General features: G+C 69.6%; 17 protein-coding genes. 12 read left to right on the top strand and 5 right to left on the bottom strand.

The features are described from left to right. Positions 1 to 175: 175 nt before the first annotated feature. The 4 genes from BRM1_RS05965 to BRM1_RS05950 form a co-directional block, all read right to left on the bottom strand. Entirely contained in the window at positions 176 to 790 is a 615-nt protein-coding gene (locus BRM1_RS05965) for a DUF1269 domain-containing protein (RefSeq protein WP_268529266.1), read from the bottom strand. A 230-nt stretch (positions 791 to 1020) separates the two neighbouring features. Next, entirely contained in the window at positions 1021 to 1278 is a 258-nt protein-coding gene (locus tag BRM1_RS05960; protein ID WP_268529264.1) for a hypothetical protein, read from the bottom strand. Next, positions 1259 to 2293 carry an IS30 family transposase gene (locus BRM1_RS05955; protein WP_268529261.1) on the bottom strand — a complete coding sequence of 345 codons (1035 nt, stop codon included), beginning with the start codon at positions 2291 to 2293 and terminating at the stop codon, positions 1259 to 1261. The genes BRM1_RS05960 and BRM1_RS05955 overlap by 20 nt, the downstream gene beginning before the upstream one ends. A gap of 107 nt (positions 2294 to 2400) precedes the next feature. After that, the gene (locus BRM1_RS05950; RefSeq protein ID WP_268529259.1) at positions 2401 to 3249 is read right to left on the bottom strand and encodes an HpcH/HpaI aldolase/citrate lyase family protein; all 849 of its coding nucleotides are present in this window, start codon (positions 3247 to 3249) and stop codon (positions 2401 to 2403) included. 315 nt (positions 3250 to 3564) lie between these two features. Here BRM1_RS05950 and BRM1_RS05945 point away from each other — a divergent pair, with 315 nt between their 5' ends. The 12 genes from BRM1_RS05945 to BRM1_RS05890 all read left to right on the top strand — a co-directional run bounded on the left by BRM1_RS05945 (position 3565) and on the right by BRM1_RS05890 (position 18143). Continuing rightward, positions 3565 to 4605, top strand: a complete 1041-nt coding sequence (locus tag BRM1_RS05945) for a 3-isopropylmalate dehydrogenase (protein ID WP_268529257.1) — start codon at positions 3565 to 3567, stop codon at positions 4603 to 4605. Positions 4606 to 4836: 231 nt separating this feature from the next. Beyond that, positions 4837 to 5928, top strand: coding sequence for a branched-chain amino acid aminotransferase (locus BRM1_RS05940; protein WP_160952059.1), 1092 nt, complete (start codon positions 4837 to 4839; stop codon positions 5926 to 5928). A 320-nt stretch (positions 5929 to 6248) separates the two neighbouring features. Further along, positions 6249 to 7673, top strand: coding sequence for an MFS transporter (locus BRM1_RS05935; protein WP_268529253.1), 1425 nt, complete (start codon positions 6249 to 6251; stop codon positions 7671 to 7673). Between the two features lie 53 nt (positions 7674 to 7726). Beyond that, entirely contained in the window at positions 7727 to 9889 is a 2163-nt protein-coding gene (locus BRM1_RS05930; RefSeq protein ID WP_160952061.1) for a prolyl oligopeptidase family serine peptidase, read from the top strand. 62 nt (positions 9890 to 9951) lie between these two features. Then, positions 9952 to 11058 (top strand): lipoate--protein ligase family protein, encoded by a 1107-nt coding sequence (locus BRM1_RS05925; RefSeq protein ID WP_160952062.1) that lies wholly within the window; start codon positions 9952 to 9954, stop codon positions 11056 to 11058. Positions 11059 to 11233: 175 nt separating this feature from the next. Continuing rightward, complete coding sequence (thyX, locus tag BRM1_RS05920) at positions 11234 to 12019, top strand: FAD-dependent thymidylate synthase (protein WP_160952063.1); 786 nt, start codon at positions 11234 to 11236, stop codon at positions 12017 to 12019. Positions 12020 to 12199: 180 nt separating this feature from the next. Then, positions 12200 to 13768: an ABC transporter substrate-binding protein gene (locus BRM1_RS05915; RefSeq protein WP_268529248.1), complete on the top strand. Its 1569-nt coding sequence runs from the start codon at positions 12200 to 12202 to the stop codon at positions 13766 to 13768. Next, positions 13765 to 14832 carry an ABC transporter permease gene (locus BRM1_RS05910; protein WP_160952065.1) on the top strand — a complete coding sequence of 356 codons (1068 nt, stop codon included), beginning with the start codon at positions 13765 to 13767 and terminating at the stop codon, positions 14830 to 14832. Before BRM1_RS05915 ends, BRM1_RS05910 begins: the two co-directional genes overlap by 4 nt. Then, positions 14829 to 15818 (top strand): ABC transporter permease, encoded by a 990-nt coding sequence (locus BRM1_RS05905; RefSeq protein ID WP_160952066.1) that lies wholly within the window; start codon positions 14829 to 14831, stop codon positions 15816 to 15818. The genes BRM1_RS05910 and BRM1_RS05905 overlap by 4 nt, the downstream gene beginning before the upstream one ends. Then, a complete protein-coding gene (locus BRM1_RS05900) occupies positions 15815 to 16606 on the top strand; it encodes an ABC transporter ATP-binding protein (protein WP_160952067.1) in 792 nt (263 codons plus the stop codon). The genes BRM1_RS05905 and BRM1_RS05900 overlap by 4 nt, the downstream gene beginning before the upstream one ends. Next, a complete protein-coding gene (locus BRM1_RS05895) occupies positions 16606 to 17397 on the top strand; it encodes an ABC transporter ATP-binding protein (RefSeq protein WP_160952068.1) in 792 nt (263 codons plus the stop codon). The genes BRM1_RS05900 and BRM1_RS05895 overlap by 1 nt, the downstream gene beginning before the upstream one ends. A 53-nt stretch (positions 17398 to 17450) precedes the next feature. After that, complete coding sequence (locus tag BRM1_RS05890; protein ID WP_160952069.1) at positions 17451 to 18143, top strand: maltokinase N-terminal cap-like domain-containing protein; 693 nt, start codon at positions 17451 to 17453, stop codon at positions 18141 to 18143. 278 nt (positions 18144 to 18421) lie between these two features. Here BRM1_RS05890 and BRM1_RS05885 read toward each other — a convergent pair whose 3' ends face one another. After that, positions 18422 to 19339, bottom strand: a complete 918-nt coding sequence (locus BRM1_RS05885) for a hypothetical protein (RefSeq protein ID WP_268529242.1) — start codon at positions 19337 to 19339, stop codon at positions 18422 to 18424. Positions 19340 to 19477: the final 138 nt, after the last annotated feature.

Below are 19477 nucleotides of genomic sequence, written 5' to 3'. Positions count from 1 at the left end.
CAACGGCACCCAACAAGGTCAGGCCCTAACCGGCAGGCTGCCAGCGGCCCGCGGGACCATGCCCCTGCCGACGGTGGCGCACCCGGTTCCGGTGTCGATGGTGCCGTCGAGGGTGCCCCACGCCCCTGCCGACGGCGGCGTGTCCCCCGCGGGGGACACGCCGCCGGGGTGGAACTCAGGCCTTCTTGTCCTTGTCCTTGCCGATCAGGCGATCGCGCATCTCGTCCCAGCGCTCCTGCCACTTCTCGCGGCGCTCCGAGCGGTGCTGTTCGCGCAGCTTTGCCTGGGCGGCAGCCGCAGCGGCCTCGGCGGCCTCGCGCTCGGCATCGAGCTCATCGAGGACCTGGTCGAGCGGGCGCCGGATGAGCGCACCGCCCAGTTCGCCGACGATGGCGTCGACGGCCGGGATGCCCTCCTCCGAGCCCTGCACGATGAGCCCGTTCGAACCGGGGCGCACCTGCGCGGCGAAGTCGGAGAGCACATCAGAGGTGTCCGCCGCGCGGGAGGCGTCGACCGCACCGCCCACTGCGGCTCCGGTGGCCCACCCCAGGAGCATGCCGAGCGGGCCGCCCAGCAGGCCGACGAGGGCGCCGATCACGGAGCCGCCGGCGAGCCCCCCGCCGATCGAGGCGTCCGTCGCATCGACGACGCGCCAGTGGCCGTCCTCACTGCGCTCGACGATGGCGCCGGCGTCGATGTAGCTGGGCGAGTTCTTGAGCTTGGAGAACGCCTCGAAGGTCTTCGCGTCGTCGGGGAAGGTGATGATTGCTGCGTAATCGGCCATGATCATCCAATCGTCAGGGGCACAGCGCTGCCTCGACCGGTGATGGGGCGAAGAGGGTCTCCGCCCTGTTCGGTCATGACTGCGAGGCGGTGCTGGCACCGTCCTCGGTGCGCCGGTCGGCGCACTTCGATCGTAGGACGCAGAGGCTGGGAATGACATGGCAATCCCGCCTGCCGAGCGCTTCCGGTTCACGTAGTGCGATCGTCCCGAGCGTGGCGATAGAAGTGAACGAAAATCTAGTGCCGAGCGTCCTCGTTTGGTTCGGCGGGAAGTCGCCGTTTGAAAAACAACATTGGGTATTCCGATCCACTGTAGCCTTTTGTATGAATTACCGACTCAGTAGTCATCTCCCAGCCGTTCATGCCCATCAGGTTGATTTGCTGCATGAATTCTTCGAACTGCTCGGTGTCGTTCCTCCAGCCGCTGATGATGGTCGGAACTGCCGCATATTCCCATTGTTCTATGGAGGCGATGTCAAGGCGTCGAAGCAACATGGGGCTCGCCGGCGAGCAGTCGAGCGAATGCCTCGGTGGGCGTGAGATAGCCCAGTCGGCGGCGGGGTCGATTGTTGATCTCCTCGGCGATGGTGGTGAGGTAGGGCTGGTGATCGGGGATCACCGTGCCCTTGGGCAGATACTCCCGGTAGAGCCGGTTCGTGTTCTCGTTGCTGGGCCTCTGCCAGGGCGAGTGGGGATCGGCGAAGTAGACCGGCATCGCCGTGGCCAGGGAGACCTTCGCGTGCTGGGCCATCTCGCTGCCCTGGTCCCACGCCAACGATGCCTTCATCATCTCGGGCAGGTCGTTGAAAAACTCGATGACCGCGTCAGCGGCTGGCTCGGCGTGTTTCGAGGGCAGGGCCAGCAGCCCGGTGAACCCGCTCATCCGCTCCACCAGCGTCGCCGCGCACGAGGTGCCGTTCTTCCCGATGATCAGATCACCCTCCCAGTGCCCCGGCACCCGACGCTGGGCGGCGTCCTCACCTCGCTCCGCGATCGGGACCATACCTACGATTGGGCCACCGCGCGTCCGCCCGGTCGTACGTGGTCGGCGCTTGGTCCGCTTGGACTGCAGGAAGATGCCCTTGCGGGCGAGCTCACCCTTCGGGATTGCGTAGATGTACTGGTAGATAGCCTCACCGGAGACGGTTCGGCCGCGTGCGTCAGGAGAGTTCGCCATGCGTTCAACGGTCGGGTCTGTCGCCTCCAGACGCAACCGGCCCGCTATCTCGTTCGGCGTCCACGACGCGGCCAGATCCGCCTCCACCCTCGCCTGCAGCACCGGATCCCCCGCGACCTTCCGCTGCTGCGGGCGAGCCCGCCGACGCTGCGCTCTGACGTCTGCGGTCACGGCCTGGTAGCCGCGGGTCTTCGTCGAGTTCCGGTGAAGCTCCCGCAAGATCACCGACGGGCAACGCCCCAGGTGACGGGCGATCCTCCGCACCGACCAGCCCGCTTTCGAGGCCGTCGAGATCTCCGACCTGTCACTGAACGACAACCCCACCCGCGCCATCCGCACACTCCACCGATCAGACCCCCGCCGACCGGGAGTGTTGCTTCGACGCTATGACACCACCGGAGGCCATAGGGGAATTCTAAGAGCAACAATTCAGCTCGTGTCTACCGCTTCCAGAGTCCGTAGGAGTCCGCGAGTGCCGCGATCTTCTTCGCGCGGGCCAGGCGCGGCAGGTACGAACCGTCGACGATCTCCGCGTCGTCCTGGTGTTCGAGCATGTCGCGGGCCCACGTCTGGTCGTCCTCGCTGGGCGAGAGCGAGTCATTCACGATCGCCGCCTGCGACGGATTGAGCACGAGCTTGCCGGTCATGCCCATCTTCAGGGTCCACGCGCAGTCCTCGTGCACGGTGTGGCTGCCGGCTCCGGCGGCCGACGGCCCATCGATCGCGCCGGGCAGGCCGCCCACCCTCGTGGCGATGACGAGGCGGGACCGGGCGTAGGCGAGCGCGATGGGGTCGTCGCCGACACCGGTGTCCTTGCGGAAGTCGTTCGTGCCCAGCGCCAGCCGGAAGGTCCCCGGCGCCGAGGCGATCTTCGTCGCGGCCTCGATGCCCAGGGCCGTTTCGATGAGGGCGAGCACCGGGACGCCCGCGCCCAGGCGCATCGCGGTGAGCGTGACCTGCTCCGGCTGCTCCGTGTTGGGCAGCATGATGCCGCGCAGCCCCGGCAGGCCGTGCATCGCCTCGAGGTCGTCCTCCCACTCCTCGGTGGTGCTGCCGTTGATGCGCACCCAGCCGACCATTCCGTCCGACAGCGCCGCGACGACATTGTCGCGGGCCTCGGACTTCTGTGCCTCGGGGACGGCGGCCTCCATATCGAAGATGACCGAGTCCGCCTCGCTCTTCTGCGCGTCGGCGAACAGCTCCGGCTTGGCGGCGCTGGTGAGCAGCCAGCTGCGCGAGAGCTTGGCGGGGAGGCTGGCGGCGCGTTCGTTGCGAATGGAATTCGGCATGGGCCGATTCTAGGGAATCGGGCCGCGGCAGGGGAGGCTGTCGCGATGTGCGTCTCATTACCCGGACCTGCCCGGGTGCCGACCCGCGGCAGGCGGGTCCGCCGGACCGCTGGCAGGCGTGGCCTGCGCTGGCCCGCGCACCAGGCGAGGCGTTAAGGGATGCGCACAGAGGAAAACACCGCGTGGAAGCTCGTGGAAGCATCAGAGCCCGGGGTGAGTCGTGCCCGAGGCCGATGAACCGCCCGACGCACCGGCCTACGCTTCGCATCCTGAGACGGGCTACCGCATCATGAGACTGGGCCGTAGGCTCGCCGCATGAGCGCATACAAGATCGCAGTCATGCCCGGCGACGGCATCGGAGTCGAGGTCATCCCCGAGGGGCTCAAGGTCCTCAACCGCGCCATCGAGGCCAGCGGTGCCGCCGTGGAGCTCGAGACCAAGCACTTCGAGGCCTCGGCCAAGCGCTGGCACGAAACGGGCGAGACCCTCACCGATGCCGAGCTCGAGGAGCTGCGGGGCTTCGACGCGATCTACTTCGGCGCGTGCGGGGACCCCACGACGCCGTCGGGCGTGCTCGAGCGCGGGATCATCCTCAAGATGCGCTTCGGCCTCGACCACGCCGTCAACATGCGGCCCTCGAAGTCCTACCCCGGCACCGTCTCGCCGCTGAAGGACCCCGGTGACATCGACTTCGTCGTCATCCGCGAGGGCACCGAGGGGCCCTACACCGGCCAGGGGGGCAGCCTGCGCACCAACACCCCCCAGGAGGTGGCCAACGAGGTCTCCGTCAACACGTGGTTCGGGGTGGAGCGCACGGTCCGCTTCGCGTTCGAGCAGGCCCGGGCGCGCCGGCAGAAGCTCACCTACGTCCACAAGACGAACGTCATGGCCCACGCCGGCCACCTGTGGCGCCGCGTGGTCGAGCACGTGGCCCAGGACTACCCGGAGGTCGCGGTCAACTACGAGCACGCGGACGCCTCGACGATCTACCTCGTCACCGATCCGGCGCGCTACGACGTCATCGTAACGGACAACCTGTTCGGCGACATCCTCACGGACCTCGCGGCCGCCGTCACGGGTGGGATCGGCCTGGCCGCGTCGGGCAACCTCAACGTCAACGGCACGGGCCCCAGCCTCTTCGAGCCCATTCACGGTTCCGCCCCGGACATCGCGGGGCAGGGCATCGCGGACCCCACCGCGGCCATCCTGTCCGGTGCCCTCATGGCCGAGCAGCTGGGCCTCGACGTCGCCGCGAAGTCGATCACCGCCGCAGTCGAGGCCGATCTGGCCGAGCGGGGCAGCGCCAAGCGCTCGACGTCCGAGGTGGGCGACGCGATCGCCGCGCGCATCGGCTGACGCTCCCGAAGGGCCGGCCAGCCGGTTCCTGTGAGGCTCCGGGGCCGGCCGGCCCGCCGACACCCCCAGAACAGGCCACGCGTCCGTTGAGGATGCTGGGGGCGCGGCCACGCGTCCGGCCCCGCCGGGACGGGCGCTGCCGCGCGCGCCCCGCCTGCCCCGCAGCCCGCGGCCGGCACTAGACTGCTGCGTGGCGCTGCTCACACGATTCGCAAGAAGAGATGGTTTTCCATGCCCGCATTCGAAGTCCTCAAGAACCCCCAGCCCCTCGCCGCACCGCTGCGCGAGAAGATCCTCGAGACGCCGGCGTTCGGCACCCAGTTCACGGACCACATGGCCCACATCAGCTACACGGACGAACAGGGCTGGCACGGCCGCGAGGTCAGGCCCTACGGGCAGCTCGTGCTCGACCCCGCTGCCGCGGTGCTCCACTACGCACAGGAGGTCTTCGAGGGGCTCAAGGCCTACCGCCACGCCGACGGCACCGTGTGGACCTTCCGGCCGGAGAAGAACGCCGAGCGCCTGCGCAAGTCCGCCCACCGCCTGGCACTGCCGGCGCTGGGGAAGGACGACTTCGTGGACTCCCTGCGCGAGCTTGTCGCGCTCGACGCCGACTGGGTGCCCACACCCCAGAGCGACACGGACGAGGTCAGCCTCTACCTGCGCCCCTTCATGTTCTCCGCGGAGCGGTTCCTGGGGCTGCGGCCCACGCAGCAGGCGGACTACTACGTCATCGCGTCGCCCGCCGGGGCGTACTTCGCCGGCGGCGTGAAGCCGGTGAAGCTGTGGCTGTCGCAGAACCTCAAGCGCGCGGGCAAGGGCGGCACCGGCTTCGCGAAGTGCGGCGGCAACTACGCCGCGTCGACCGAGGCGATGGTCGAGGCCGCGCAGAAGGGGTGCCAGCAGGTGCTCTTCACCGATGCGGAGCACAACACCTACCTCGAAGAGCTCGGCGGGATGAACATCATGCTCGTCACCAGCGAAGGCGCGCTCCTCACGCCCCCGGTGTCGAACACGATCCTCGACGGCGTCACCCGCCGCTCCATCCTGGACATGGCCCCCTCGTTGGGCCTCACGCCCGAGGAGCGGCCCATCACGATCGACGAGTGGCGCGAGGGCGCGGCCAACGGCACCATCACGGAGGCCTTCGCCTGCGGCACCGCCGCGGCCATCACCCCGATCGGCGGCGTGCTCGCCGAGGACTTCGAGATCGCGCAGGGCGATGAGCCCGGCGAGGTCACGATGAAGCTGCGCCGCGCGCTGCTCGACATCCAGTACGGCCGCGCCGAGGCGCCCGACGGCTGGATGGTCCAGCTCGCCTGAGCCGCTCGGCTGAGCGGCGCTCACCGCGCCTGCCCACCCGCTGCGGCATGCCCGCGCACCCGCTGGCAAGCCCGCACACTCGCTCAGCCCGCACAGGCCCACAGTCCCGCGCCCGAGGCGCCGGCTCGCGATTCAGCCGGCCCGCGCCTCGGGTGCTGGGGTGCGGTGAGCTGGGGTGCGGTGAGGGGAGCGGGCCGGCGCCCGATCCCACGATCCTGTCGGCGCCTGCCCCCACCCGCTCGCGCCTGCTCCGCTGCGCCCCCTCCCGACGATTCCGCGTCTGTTCCCGCCCTGTCCGCGCCTGACCCGAAGGCGGCCCCATGCGACCAGCCCCGCCCAGCGCCGCGCCCGGTGCGCTGCCCACCGCCCGCGATGTCGTCTCCGCGCTGCCCTGGAAGTGGCACACGCAGGGCGCGATCTTCGTGATCGGCGGCCTGGGCTTCATGTTCGACGCCTGGGACGTCGCCCTCAACGGGTTCCTCATCCCCCTCCTGAGCAGGGAATGGGGCCTGAGCGTGGGCCAGGCGGCCTGGATCGCCACCGCCAACCTCATCGGCATGGCCGTGGGAGCGTTCGTCTGGGGCGGCATCGCGGACCGGATCGGCCGCAAGCGCGCCTTCACCCTCACCCTCCTCGTGTTCTCCGTGTTCACGGTGGCCGGCGCGCTCGCCCCGAACATCTGGCTGTTCTGCGCCTTCCGCTTCCTCGCGGGCTTCGGCCTGGGCGGCTGCATCCCGGTGGACTACGCGCTGGTGGGCGAGTTCACCCCTGCGCGGCACCGGGGCCGCGTGCTCACCGCTATGGACGGCTGGTGGCCCGTGGGCGCCACCCTGTGCGCGCTGACCTCCGCCTGGCTGCTCAGCATCGGCAGCTGGCACCTCCTCATGCTCGTCATGGTGCTGCCCGCCCTGCTGACCGTGGCCGTGCGCGCCCTCATCCCCGAATCGCCCATGTACCTCCTCTCCGCCGGCCGCACCGCCGAGGCCGACGCCGTGATCTCCCGTCTGGTGGCCCGCACGGGCGCCCAGGCGCGGGAGTGGACCCACGAGGGCGTCGAGCCGATGCCCCACGCCGCCGGACTGCGCGAGCGGCTGCGCGCCGGCACGGGGCAGGTCGTCGAACTCTGGCGCCACAGCCCGATCATCACCGCGACCTCGTGGCTGCTCTTCGTCGCGGTCCTCCTGGTGTACTACGCGGCACTGACATGGCTGCCGAAGATCCTGCGCGCCGCGGGCCTGGCCGACCAGGCCGCCTTCCTGGTGACCGGTGCGATGACGGCGATCGGCATCCTGGGCGTCGTCGCCGCGGCCCTGCTCGTCGAGGCCGTGGGGCGCAAGTGGGTACTCGGCGGCTCCGCTGTGGCCGCCTCCGTGTGCCTCGTCTGGTTCTCACTCGAGCTCGGGGCAGGCTCGGCCGGTGACGTCCCGGCCCCCGGCACCGCATCGCTGAGCATGGGTGCCAAGGCGGCCATCCTGGCATTCGGCTTCTTCATCCAGGTCGCCATCCCCGCGCTCTACACCTACGTCTCCGAGCTCTACCCCACGCGGCTGCGCGGATCCGGATTCGGCTGGGCGTCCGCCGCCTCGCGCGTGGCCACGGGCCTTGCCCCGCTGGTGTTCGGCTCCCTGCTGTGGCCGCTGCTCGGCCTGCCCATGACGTTCGCGCTGCTGGGCGGCCTGGTCGTCGTGGCGGTGGCCGCGATGGCGCTGTGCACCCGCGAAACCCGCGGCGAGGAGCTCGCCTGAGCGGCCCGGTCCTGTGCCGGGCCCGTGTCAGGCCCGTCGCCTAGGGTGAGGGCATGAGCGAAGCCAGCGCCGATGAGGCACGTGCCAGCACCGATCCCTACCTGTGGCTCGAGGAGATCGAGGGCGAGCGGGCGCTCGCCTGGGTCGCCGAGCAGAACGCGCGCACGCGCGAGGCGTTCTTCGATGCGGACTTCGAGGCCAGCGCGGAGGAGATGCGCGCCGCGCTCGACTCGGACGACAAGATCCCGTTCGCCACGAAGCGCGGGGACCACTACTACAACTTCTGGCGCGATGCCGAGCACCCCAAGGGCCTGTGGCGGCGCACCACCTGGGACTCCTATCGCAGCGCCGCCCCGGAGTGGGACGTGCTGCTGGATGTGGATGCGCTGGCAGCCGCGGACGGCACCGAATGGGTCTTCCACGGCGCACAGCTGCGCCGGCCCGACTACGACCGCGCGCTCATCAGCCTGAGCCCGGACGGCGGGGACGCCGTCACCGTGCGCGAATTCGACCTGGGGGCGCGCGAGTTCGTCCCCGCCCCTCGGGGGTTCGACGTTCCTGCCGCGAAGACCAGTGCCTCCTGGGTCGATGCCGACGCGATCCTCGTGGCCACGGACTTCGGCCCCGGCACCATGACGACATCGTCGTACCCCGCCAGCGTGCGCCTGCTGCGGCGCGGCCAGGCGCTCGACGCCGCGGCGGAGATCATGTCCGTGCCCGCCGACCACCTCACCGCTTTCGGCGCCGTCGACCACACCCCGGGATTCGAGCGCGCCGTGCTCGGCGACGTCATCGACTTCCACAACCAGCGCCTGCGCTTCGCCCCGCTGCCCGAGGACGACCGCGCCGCAGCACTCGCGGCGGCGGATTGGACGACGATCGACATCCCCACCGATATCAGCGTCGACATCGACCGGGAGCTCATCCTCTTCCGCCCGCGGACGGACTGGGAGGGTACGGGGTTCACGGTTCCGGCCGGGGCACTCGCGGTCGCCCGCCTCGCCGAGTTCGCGGCGGGCACCGCGGCCCCGCGCATCGTCTTCGCACCGGACGCCGCGACCTCGCTCCAGGGCTGGACCATCACCCGGAACTTCCTGGTCCTCTCCCTGCTGCGCGACGTCCAGTGCGTCAACCGGGTCCTCGACCTGCGCGCCGATTTCACCGCCCGCGAGCTGCCCGCCCCCACGCAGAATCAGACGGTGAGCCTGGGCGCGGTCGATCCCGACGATGAGGAGACCGCCGATGACTACTGGCTCATCGAGACCGGCTTCCTCGAACCCACCGCGCTCAAGCGCGGCAGTCTGGCCTCCGAAGACGCGCCGGAGACCGTCAAGAGCCTTCCGGCGCTCTTCGACGCCGATGGCCTGGAAGTCGGCCAGCACTTCGCGACGAGCGCGGACGGCACGCGGGTGCCCTACTTCCAGATCTCCGAGGCGGGCTTGCCCCTCGACGGCGGAAACCCCGTTCGCCTGGACGGCTACGGCGGCTTCGAGATCAGCCGCCTGCCCGGCTATGCGCCGGTCACCGGCATCGGATGGCTGAGCCGCCGAACGTCTGGCGCCCCGGATGGGCGCGGACCGTCCGGTCCCGCGCCCGGCCGGCGGGGCGTCTTCGTCGTCGCCAATATCCGCGGCGGCGGCGAATACGGTCCGCAGTGGCATGCGGCGGCGCTGCGGGAGAACCGCCAGCGCGCATACGAGGACTTCGCCGCCGTCGCGGGCGACCTCGTCCAGCGCGGGGTGACGACCCCGCAGGCGCTCTCCTGCTCCGGCGGGTCGAACGGCGGCCTGCTCGTGGGCAATATGCTCACCCAGTTCCCCGAGCTCTTCGGCGCGATCTCGTGCGGCGTCCCGCTGCTCGACATGGACCGCTACGTCCACCTGAGCGCAGGCACCTCGTGGATCGCCGAGTACGGGGACCCGCGCGAGCCTGCGCAGTGGGACTTCATCCGCACGTTCTCGCCGTACCACCTGTTCGACGACCGCCGGCGCGCGGACTATCCGCCGGTGCTGTTCTGGACTGCGACGTCTGATGACAGGGTGGGCCCCGTGCAGGCCCGCAAGATGGCGGCGAAGATGCAGGATGCGGGCATCCCCGATGTCTGGTTCTACGAGGACACCGAGGGTGGGCACTCCGCGGCCGCCGACAACCGGCAGGCGGCGCGCACCCACGCGCTGTCCGCCCGGTTCCTGTGGAAGGAGCTGACGGGGGAGTAGGCCGCGCGGCCCACATCGAACCGCACCGCGACACGGGGTGCGCGGCGCAATAGGGTGGCCTTATGACACACGCCGAGGAATCCGCACAGGCCAGGACCTTCCACGCCGAGCGCAAGGTGCCCGGCGGCAAGCTCGTCGTCGTCGACGGCGCCGTGGAGGACGGCGCGATCAGTGCGCTGACGATCTCCGGGGACTTCTTCTTAGAACCCGAGGAGGCCTACGGGGCGCTCGCCCCCGCCCTCGTCGGGGTCCCCGTGCGCGCCTCGAAGGCGGAGCTCGCGGAGCGGCTGGAGAGCGCTCTCGTCCTGGCCGCCCAGGAGGCCGGCATGGCCGAGGCGCAGCTGCACGGCTTCTCCCCGGCCGACATCGCCTACGCCGTGGCGCGCGGGGTCGCCGGCGCCACGGAGTTCTACGACCACGAGTGGACGTTCATCCACGACGTCGTGCGCCCCACGCAGATGAATGTGGCACTCGATCAGGTCCTCCTCGAAGAGGTCGAGGCGGGGCGCCGGGGTCCGACCGTCCGGTTCTGGGAGTGGGACGACCGGGCGACCGTGATCGGCGCGTTCCAGTCCTACGCCAATGAGATCCGACCCGAGGGCGTGGAGAAGTACGACGTCCAGGTGGTCCGGCGCATCACGGGCGGCGGTGCGATGTTCATGGAGGGCGGCAACTGCGTGACATTCGCCCTCTACGGCCCGGCCTCCCTCGTCGCCGGACTCGACTACGAGGAGTCCTACGAGCACCTCGACCGGTGGGTGCTCTCCGCCCTCCGGTCGTTGGGCGTCAATGCGTTCTACAAGCCCATCAACGACATCACCTCCGACCAGGGCAAGATCGGCGGGGCCGCGCAGAAGCGCACGCACGGTGCGGTGCTCCACCACGACACCATGAGCTACGACATCGACGCGGACAGGATGGTCGAGGTGCTGCGGATCGGACAGGCGAAGATCTCCGACAAGGGCATCCGCTCGGCCAACAAGCGAGTGGACCCCCTGCGGCGCCAGACCGGTGTGCCGCGCGAGGCGATCATCGAGCGGATGCGCGAGCACTTCGGAGCCCTCACGGGCGCTGCCGACGGGGCCGTCAGCGCAGAGGAGGAGGCGCGGGCCGAGCGGCTCGTGGCGGAGAAGTTCGGCACCGAGGCGTGGACGCATCGCGTGCCGTGAAACGGCGCCGCAGGCGGGAGCACGCTGCCTGACCAGGCACGGGCCTGCGCGTGCGCAGCCCGCCCGCCCGCGCCTCGGCGGCCGCGGGCCGGGTGAAGCACCCGGACACTAGACTGACCCATGGTGCCGCCTGCGGCGCCGGACCCAGCCGCAGAACCAGCAGAAGGAGCCCCGCGTGCGCGACGTGACGCCCGAGGTCGAACTCATCGCCCGCCCGCAGATCGACTGGGAGTCGATCAACGCCTACCTCGACCAGGTGGGCGGCCAGGCGTGGGGTGAGCGCGTCGAGGGCCAGGACAGCCCCGACGGTGAGGACCTGCTCGAGTTCGCCGGGCGCATGTGCTACCGGTCGTGGGAGCCTGGTCTCAACCCGAATGTCTCGCGGGTGCGCACCGACTCCGCGCAGTACCTGGGAAACGTGATCGGCTCCCAGCACGGCTCCGTGCTCGAGCACGCGAACTTCACGTTCGTGCTCCACAACGTCTCCCGCGTCTTCACCCACGAGCTCATCCGCCACCGCGCCGGCAGCGCCTACTCGCAGGAATCCCTGCGCTACGTGCGCCTCGAGGACATCCCGTTCTGGTTCCCCGACTGGGCGCGCGAAGATCCCGAGCTCATGGAGCGCAGCCTGGCCCTGCTCGACCAGATGGAGCAGCACCAGGCGTGGATGGCTCAGCACTTCGGGCTCGACGAGGAGGGCACGAACTTCTCCCACAAGAAGCACATGACGTCGTTCATGCGCCGCTTCGCGCCCGAGGGCCTGGCCACGGGCATCGTCTACACCGCCAACCTGCGCACGCTGCGCCACGTCATCGAGATGCGCACCGCCCCGGGAGCCGAGGAGGAGATCCGCCTCGTCTTCAACCGCGTGGGCGAGATCATGCGCGCCGAGGCTCCCGCGATCTTCGCCGACTACGAGGTGGCCGACGGCACCTGGACCCCGGGCACGCGCAAGGCCTGAGCCGCCGCGTCGACGGGCGCGGTGAACAGCGCAAACGCCTGCGCTCGCCGTGATCTGCGCGCCCCGCGCAGGCCGTTCCGAACCGCGCCCGTCTTGCGGTGCGGAGCAGCGCAAAAAGCCTCCTCACATCATGTATAGTGGCGCATATCACATCAAAGCTGCGATACACGGAGGTCGTTCATGCGTCGGAGAATTGGCACGTTCGGACTGGCGGCAGGAACCGTGGCGGCGGTCCTCGCCACGACGGCATGCGGCGGCGGTTCGGGCGGCGGCGGCTCGAGCGACACCCTTGTGGCCGAGTCCTCCTTCGACCTCCAGACGATCGACCCGGCCCGGCAGTTCGAGTTCACCGGTTCCACGCTCGACAACGCGATCTATCAGACCGCGCTGAAGTTCGAGGACGGTGACCTCTCCAAGCCCGGGACCGGGTTGTGCAGCTTCAAGATGTCGTCCGATCAGAAGACGATGACGCTGACGATGGCCGATGAGAACGCCAAGTTCTCCGACGGCACCCCGGTCTCGGCCGACGACATCGTCTTCTCCTACAAGCGCCTGCAGGGCATCGGCGGAAATCCTGCGTTCTTCTTGGACGGAGTCGACGTCAAGAAGGTCGACGACAAGACGATCACCCTGACGTCGAAGGATCCCAATCCGGCGCTACCGTACATCTTGCCCAACGCCTCCCTGGGCATCGTGAACTCGAAGGTGGTGAAGGAAAACGGCGGAACCACCGATTCGAAGGACAAAGCACAGCAGTTCCTCGACTCGAACTCCCAGGGCTCCGGCGCCTACAAGGTGGAGTCCTACAACGCAGACAGCGAAGTCGTCCTCACCGCGAACGAGCACTTCGGCGGGCAGGCGCCCAAATACAAGCGCGTCGTCCTGCGCAACGTCGGCGGGGAAACGCAGCTTTCGGATGTGCAGTCAGGCCAGGCCCAGGTCGCATTCGATCTCAATTCGGACCAGGTGAAGAACCTCGACACCGGGCAGGTCAGCGTCGCGACCCAGCCGTCGACCCGTTCCCTGTACGTCTTCAACACGGCGAGCAAGGACATCAGCGCCGTCACCTCGAACGCCGATTTCCAGAATGCTGTGCGCTACGCGATCGACTACGAAAAGGTGCAGCAGCTCGCGGGCGAGGGGGCGCAGCCGCTGGCAAGCCTGGTGCCCAACGAGTTCATCGGCCACGTCCCGAAGGACCAGGCGTTCAAGCGCGATCTCGAGAAGGCGAAGGACTATCTGAAGAAGTCCGGCTACAAGGGCGAGGCCATCACGTTCAACTACGCGAGCGACCAGACCGTGAACGGGGTGAATCTGTCCCAGTTGGCAGAGACCCTGCAATCACAGCTGAAGGAAGCCGGGATCGAACTCAAACTGGCCCCGGCGCCGTCGTCGACGCAGCTCGATGCGTTCCGCTCCGGCAAGCAGGCTATGGGCATCGGCTCCTGGGGTGCCGACTTCCCGGACCCGACGAACTACCTGGTCTTCACCCCCGGTGGGACTGTCGCCAAGCGCGTGAAGTGGGAGGCCGGAGCCGCGCCGGAGGTGGAGAAGCTCCAGAAGGAGGCACTCGCCGCCAAGGAGCCGAGCGATCGCAACACCTCGTACAGCAAGCTCTACGCCGCGCTGAACAAGCAGGGCCCGTTCATCCCGGTGGTCCAGCCGGTATCGAATGTGGCAATCAACAAGTCGGTCACGAAGTACGTCTCCAACGCTGACGTCTCGTTCGACTTCGCCAAGGCCGAATGAGCGCGCAGGCACCGGCGGGCCAGAGGCTGCGGCGCGCGCCGCTGCCGCCTCTGGCCCGCTACATCCTCATCCGCCTGGGGATCAGCGCGCTGCTGATCTTCGGCGTCACCGTGGTGACGTTCCTGCTCACCAACCTCGTGCCCGCCGATCCTGCCCAGGCGATTCTGGGCGACCGGGCGGCTGGCAATCCGGAGATCGTCGAGCGGACCCGCCAGGAGCTCGGCCTCGACAAGCCCCTGATCGTCCAGTACTTCACGTACCTCGGCAACCTGCTCCAGGGCGACCTCGGGGTCTCCAACCAGACCCGGCAGCCGGTAGCCCAGTCGATCGCCAACGTATTTCCGGCATCCATCGAGCTGGGCCTCGGCGCCATCCTCATCTCCGTGGTGCTCGGCCTCATCCTCGGGCTGGTGAGCGCGCTCAAGCGCAACACCGCCGTCGACCATGCGATCCGGGCGATCAGCCTGATCGGGATATCCGCCCCGACCTTCTGGATAGCAACGGTTGCCTACTTCGTGTTCTTCTTCAAGCTCCGCGCGGTCCCCGGCGCCGGCCGGTTGGATCCCTGGCTCCAACCGCCGCCCAAGGTCACGGGCCTCTACACGGTGGATGCGCTCGCAGCCGGCCAGTGGCCGGTCTTCGTCAACGCGCTCTCGCACCTGGTGCTGCCCTCGATTGTGCTCTCCCTCTTCACGATCGGGCTGCTCACCCGGTTCAGCCGCTCGAGCGTGCTCGACGTGGTGGGATTGGACTACGTCACCGCCGCGCGGGCCAAGGGATTGCCGCCGCGGACGGTGATCTTCGGCTACATCTTCCGCGGTGCCCTGGTGCCGATCATCACCGTGGTCGGCCTCGCGTTCGGTTCGCTGCTCTCGGGAGCGGTGCTGACGGAAACGGTGTTCGCCTGGAACGGCCTGGGCCAGTACGCCTATCGCGGTGCCACCAAGCTCGACCTCCCGGTGATCATGGGCGTCGGATTGGTGATCGGAATCGTCTACATCGGCATCAACTTCCTCGTCGATCTCATCTACGGCTTCATCGACCCCCGGGTGAGGGTCCGATGAGCGCCCCGCGCGAGACGCGCACCACGGGCCCGAATCCACTGCACGGCTCACAGCCTGCCGACGGCACCGCCGACGGTGCGGCACTGCCGGGGAATGCCCCGGGAGCCGGTGCGGATGCCGTCGCCCGCGGCATCCCGCGATGGCGGCTGCGCGTGCCGACCGCGCTGCGCACGCCGCTTGGCATCGTGGGGGGTGCCATCATCGCCGTCTGGGTGCTCATCGCCCTCTTCGCTCCGATCCTCTGCCCCGCGGATCCGCTCGCGCAGGCCTTTCCTCGGCTGCAGCCGCCGGGTCCCGGAAATCTCCTCGGCACAGACGAGCTGGGCCGCGATGTGCTCTCGCGCGTGCTCAGCGCGGCGCGCACGACCCTGCCCGTGGCCGTGCTGGTCGTGCTGGCGTCCATGCTCGCGGGATCGATCCTGGGAGCGGTCGCCGGCTACTTCGGAAAGTTCGTCGACGAGGTCATCATGCGCCTCGCCGATCTCGTCTTCGCGTTCCCCACGATCATCCTCGCCATGGTGATCGCGGCTGCCCTGGGCCCCGGCCTGAAGAACGCGGTCGTCGCGATCCTCCTGGTCTCGTGGCCCTCGTATGCGCGGGTCGCACGCTCGCTGGTGATGAGCGCGCGCAGCAGCGAATACGTCGTGGCAGGCAGGCTACTGGGATTCAGCGCCCCGCGCTCGCTCGCTGTCGACATCGCACCGAACGTCGCCTCTCCGCTCCTCGTGCTCGGCACGCTGAGCGTCGGCGAGGCGATTCTCACGATGGCGGGCCTGTCGTTCCTCTCCCTCGGGGCGGTCCCCCCGACTCCGGACTGGGGTGCGATGGTGTCGGAGGGGGTGGCGAACTTCTCCGCATGGTGGATCGCACTGTTCCCGGGCCTTGCCATCCTCACTGTGGTCATGGCGTTCAATTTCATCGGCGACAGCCTGCGCGATGCGCTCGACCCGCGCACCGCCAGGACGGTAGGGGAGCAGACGTCATGACGCTGTTGGAGATCGAGGGGCTGTCGATGACGGCCGGGACAGGGTCGGCGGCGCGCCGACTGCTCGACGAGGTGTCCTTTGCCATCAGCCCGGGGACGATCACCGGGGTAGCAGGCGCCTCGGGGTCCGGTAAGACCATGACCGGGCTGTCGGTCATGGGCCTGGTGCCCGACGGCACGCACATCACCGGCAGCATCCGATTCGACGACCGCGAACTGGTCGGCCTGGGCAACCGCGAGTACAACGGTCTGCGCGGGGCCAAGCTCGCGATGATCTTCCAGGATCCCGCGGCTTCGCTGCACCCCATGCTCAGCATCGGCCGGCAGATGACCGATCACCTTCGCTTCCACACGGGCATCTCACGGTCGCAGGCCCGCTCCCGTGCCGCCGAGGCGCTCGAACGCACACGCGTGCCCGACCCGGTGGGTGCGCTGAAGAAGTACCCTCATCAATTCTCCGGTGGCCAGCTGCAGCGGATCGCCGTGGCCTCGGCGATCGTGTGCGAACCGCGCATCCTCATTGCCGACGAGCCCACGACGGCGCTCGACGTCACCGTGCAGGCCGGTGTCCTCCGACTCCTCCGCGAACTGTGCGACGACCTCGACCTGGGCGTGCTGCTCGTCACCCACGATTTCGGCGTCCTCTCGTCGATCGCGGACGACATCGTCGTCATGCAGAACGGCGTGGTCGTGGAGCGGGGACCGCGCGAGGCTACGATCACGGCTCCGCAGCACGCCTACACTCGTTCGCTGATCGAATCCCTGCCCGGATCGGAGGTGCTGCGCTGATGGCCGAGTCCATACTCCAGCTCGATGGGATCACGTGCGATTACCGCCTGCCGGGCGGTGGGCGCTTCCGCGCTGTCGAGGACGTCTCCCTCGATCTCGCCCGCGGTGAGGTATTGGGCCTGGTCGGCGAGTCGGGCTGCGGCAAGTCGACGCTAGCGAAGCTGATCTGCGGGCTGGAGAAGCCGGCGGCCGGTGCGATCGGCTTCGACGGTGCGCGCGTCGAGCGGCTGGGGCTGCGCAGGCGACCGCGGGCACTCCTGGGCATCCAGATGGTGTTCCAGAACCCCTACGCGTCCCTCAACCCGAGGCGCAGAATCGGCCGCCAGATCGAGGAAGCGCTGGCACTGGATGCGGCGCACCGCTGGAACCTGAGCTCGCTGCTCGCCGCTGTCGACCTCCCGCCATCCGCCGCGGACCGCTTTCCGCACGCGTTCTCCGGGGGGCAGCGCCAGCGCATCGCGATTGCGCGCGCGCTTGCGGCCGGCCCGAAGGTGCTGATCGGCGATGAGCCGATTGCCTCCCTCGATGCGTTTCTGCAGTCGCAGATCGCCGGGCTCATGCGCGATCTCGCCGCCGAGTCGGGTGCCTCCCTCCTCTTCATCAGCCACGATCTGGCGGTGGTGCGCGAAATCGCGGACCGGGTCGCGGTCATGCAATCCGGCCGCCTCGTCGAGGTGGGGGAGACGGAGCAGATCTGGCATTCGCCGGCCGCGGCCTACACTCGCACCCTCATCGAGGCGATTCCGCGCGTCGACGGGCGCGGTGTGATCCCAGGTTCCCCTGCCCCTTAGCGTCGCGGTTGCCCACCGCGTAGGCTGAGGTCAGACCCGCTGAAGGAGGCGCCGTGGCCATCATCTACGAAGCAGATCTCTCACCCACCAAGCTCGAGGCGATCAGCCGCTGGCTGCCGCAGCAGGCTTGGGCGGGGCTGTCCGACCAGCCGCAGCTCGAACTCGTGTCGAGCTATCGGTTCGACGACCCCGCCGGCGAGGTCGGCGCCGAGGTGCACCTCGTGCGCGCCGCCGACTGCCCCGAGCGCCTCATCCAGGTGCCGCTGACGTACCGTCCGGCACCCGTGCCGGACTTGGAGGCGGCGCTCGTCAGCCAGATGGACCACTCGATCCTGGGCCGGCGGTGGATCTACGACGGCACGGCCGACCCCGTCTTCGCCGCCGAACTGCTGCGCAGCATCGTCGAGTCCGACACCTCGGCTGATGAATGGGTGCAGAAGGACTCGGGGGAGGAGCGCCGCGACGACGTCGCCGAGGCGCGCGGCACCGGTGCGCCGGGTGTGCACCTGGGCACCGGCCCGGCGGGCGCGGCCGGTGGCTCGGGGCCGCGCGCCCTGCCCGCGGTGCAGGAGACCGACGGGGCCGCGCTCATCGCGTTCGACGGCCACCGCATTGCCCTCTTCCGGTTCCCCGAGGCGGCGGGCGGCGATGCGCTGAGCGCCGAGTCGCACGCGCTGCGGGTGCGCCTGCCCGAGGGCCAGGGTGCCCCCGCTGGCGAGCTCCTCGCCGCGCGCCTCCTCGACTGAGGCCGGCCCCGGGGGCGGGGCACCGGAGCGCATTTGCATCGAGCACAAGCCGCGGCGTGCGCTGCGCAGCCGCGATCGGCGGCGCCGCGGGCCCGTGGACTGGACCGGCGGCGCTGCGGGCCGTGGACCGACGTTCCCGAAGCCCAGCATCCCGGTAACCCCCACACGCGACGAGCGCCGGCCGAGGTGAGTCTCGGCCGGCGCTCGTCGCGTCGGGGGTGCCGCACTGCGACGACCCGGTGGTTCCGGGCGCCGCGGTTCAGGGCGTCCGGTTGAGCTCAGTGGCGCGGGGCGTAGCCCTCGCCGCCGTCCTCGCCGAACTCCGGGCCGTCGAGGGCATCGCGCTGGCGCACCCCGTCCGGGTTGTCGCCCTTCACGCCCTCCTTCGCATCGTGGAGGCGCTCGCGCAGCGGCTCGCGGTCACCGCGGCGGCCCATCGCCTCACCGCGCTCGGCGACGTGGCGCTCATCGCCGAACCCGCCGCGGGCATCGGCACCGCGCACGTCGTCCGGATTGTCGCCCTTGATGCCCTCCTTGGCGTCGTGGGCGCGCTCGCGGACCGGGCCGCGGCCGTCGTCGTGGCCGACGCGGTCGCGGTCATCGCGGAGGCCCTCGTTGCGCACGCCCTCGCCGCGGTCATCGCGCACAGCGTCGGGGTTGTTGCCCTTGATGCCCTCCTTGGCATCGTGGGCGCGCTCGCGCACGGACTCACCGCGGTGGGCATCGCGGTCGTCGCGGCGCACGTCGCGCTCGTCGTGGCGCTCCTCGCGACGGCTCTCGGCTGCCCCGGCAGCTCCAGCGGCGGCACCGCGGTCGTCGCGTCGGCGGCCCTTGTCATCGACATCGGGATCGAGCGCATCGGCCTTCACCTCGCGCTCCTTCACGGCGCGGCGCTCGGCCTCGATCCGCTCGTTCTCCTCCGCCAGCTCGCGCTCGCGACGATCGGCCTCGATGCGGGTGCGCTCCGTCTCGAGGCGCTGGTTCTCCAGCTCGAGTTCGTGCTTGCGCACGTCGAGCTCCTGCTCCTTGTTCTGCTCCCGCATCTCCGCTGCCTTCTTGCGGTTGGCCTCATCGATGCGGCGCTGCTCCTCGCGCTTGCGGGCGGCCGCCTTGCGGGCGGCGATGCTGATGATGGCGATGAGTGCGATGACGACAACGATGCCGACCACGATCCAGATGATCGTCTGCATATCCATTGCGGTACTCCTCTGTCTTCCTTGACGGTGAACGCGGGGCATGTATCCCTGTCAGAATATCCGATGCCCAGCCGGCGCGGCCGGCGGGGATGCGGGGTATTCGCAGGTGGCGCCGCCGCACCGGCACACCCAGCGGAA

This window comes from Brevibacterium sp. BRM-1, from assembly GCF_026802075.1.
Taxonomy (GTDB): Bacteria; Actinomycetota; Actinomycetes; order Actinomycetales; family Brevibacteriaceae; genus Brevibacterium; species Brevibacterium rongguiense.
This window is presented reverse-complemented; position numbering and strand designations above follow the sequence as displayed.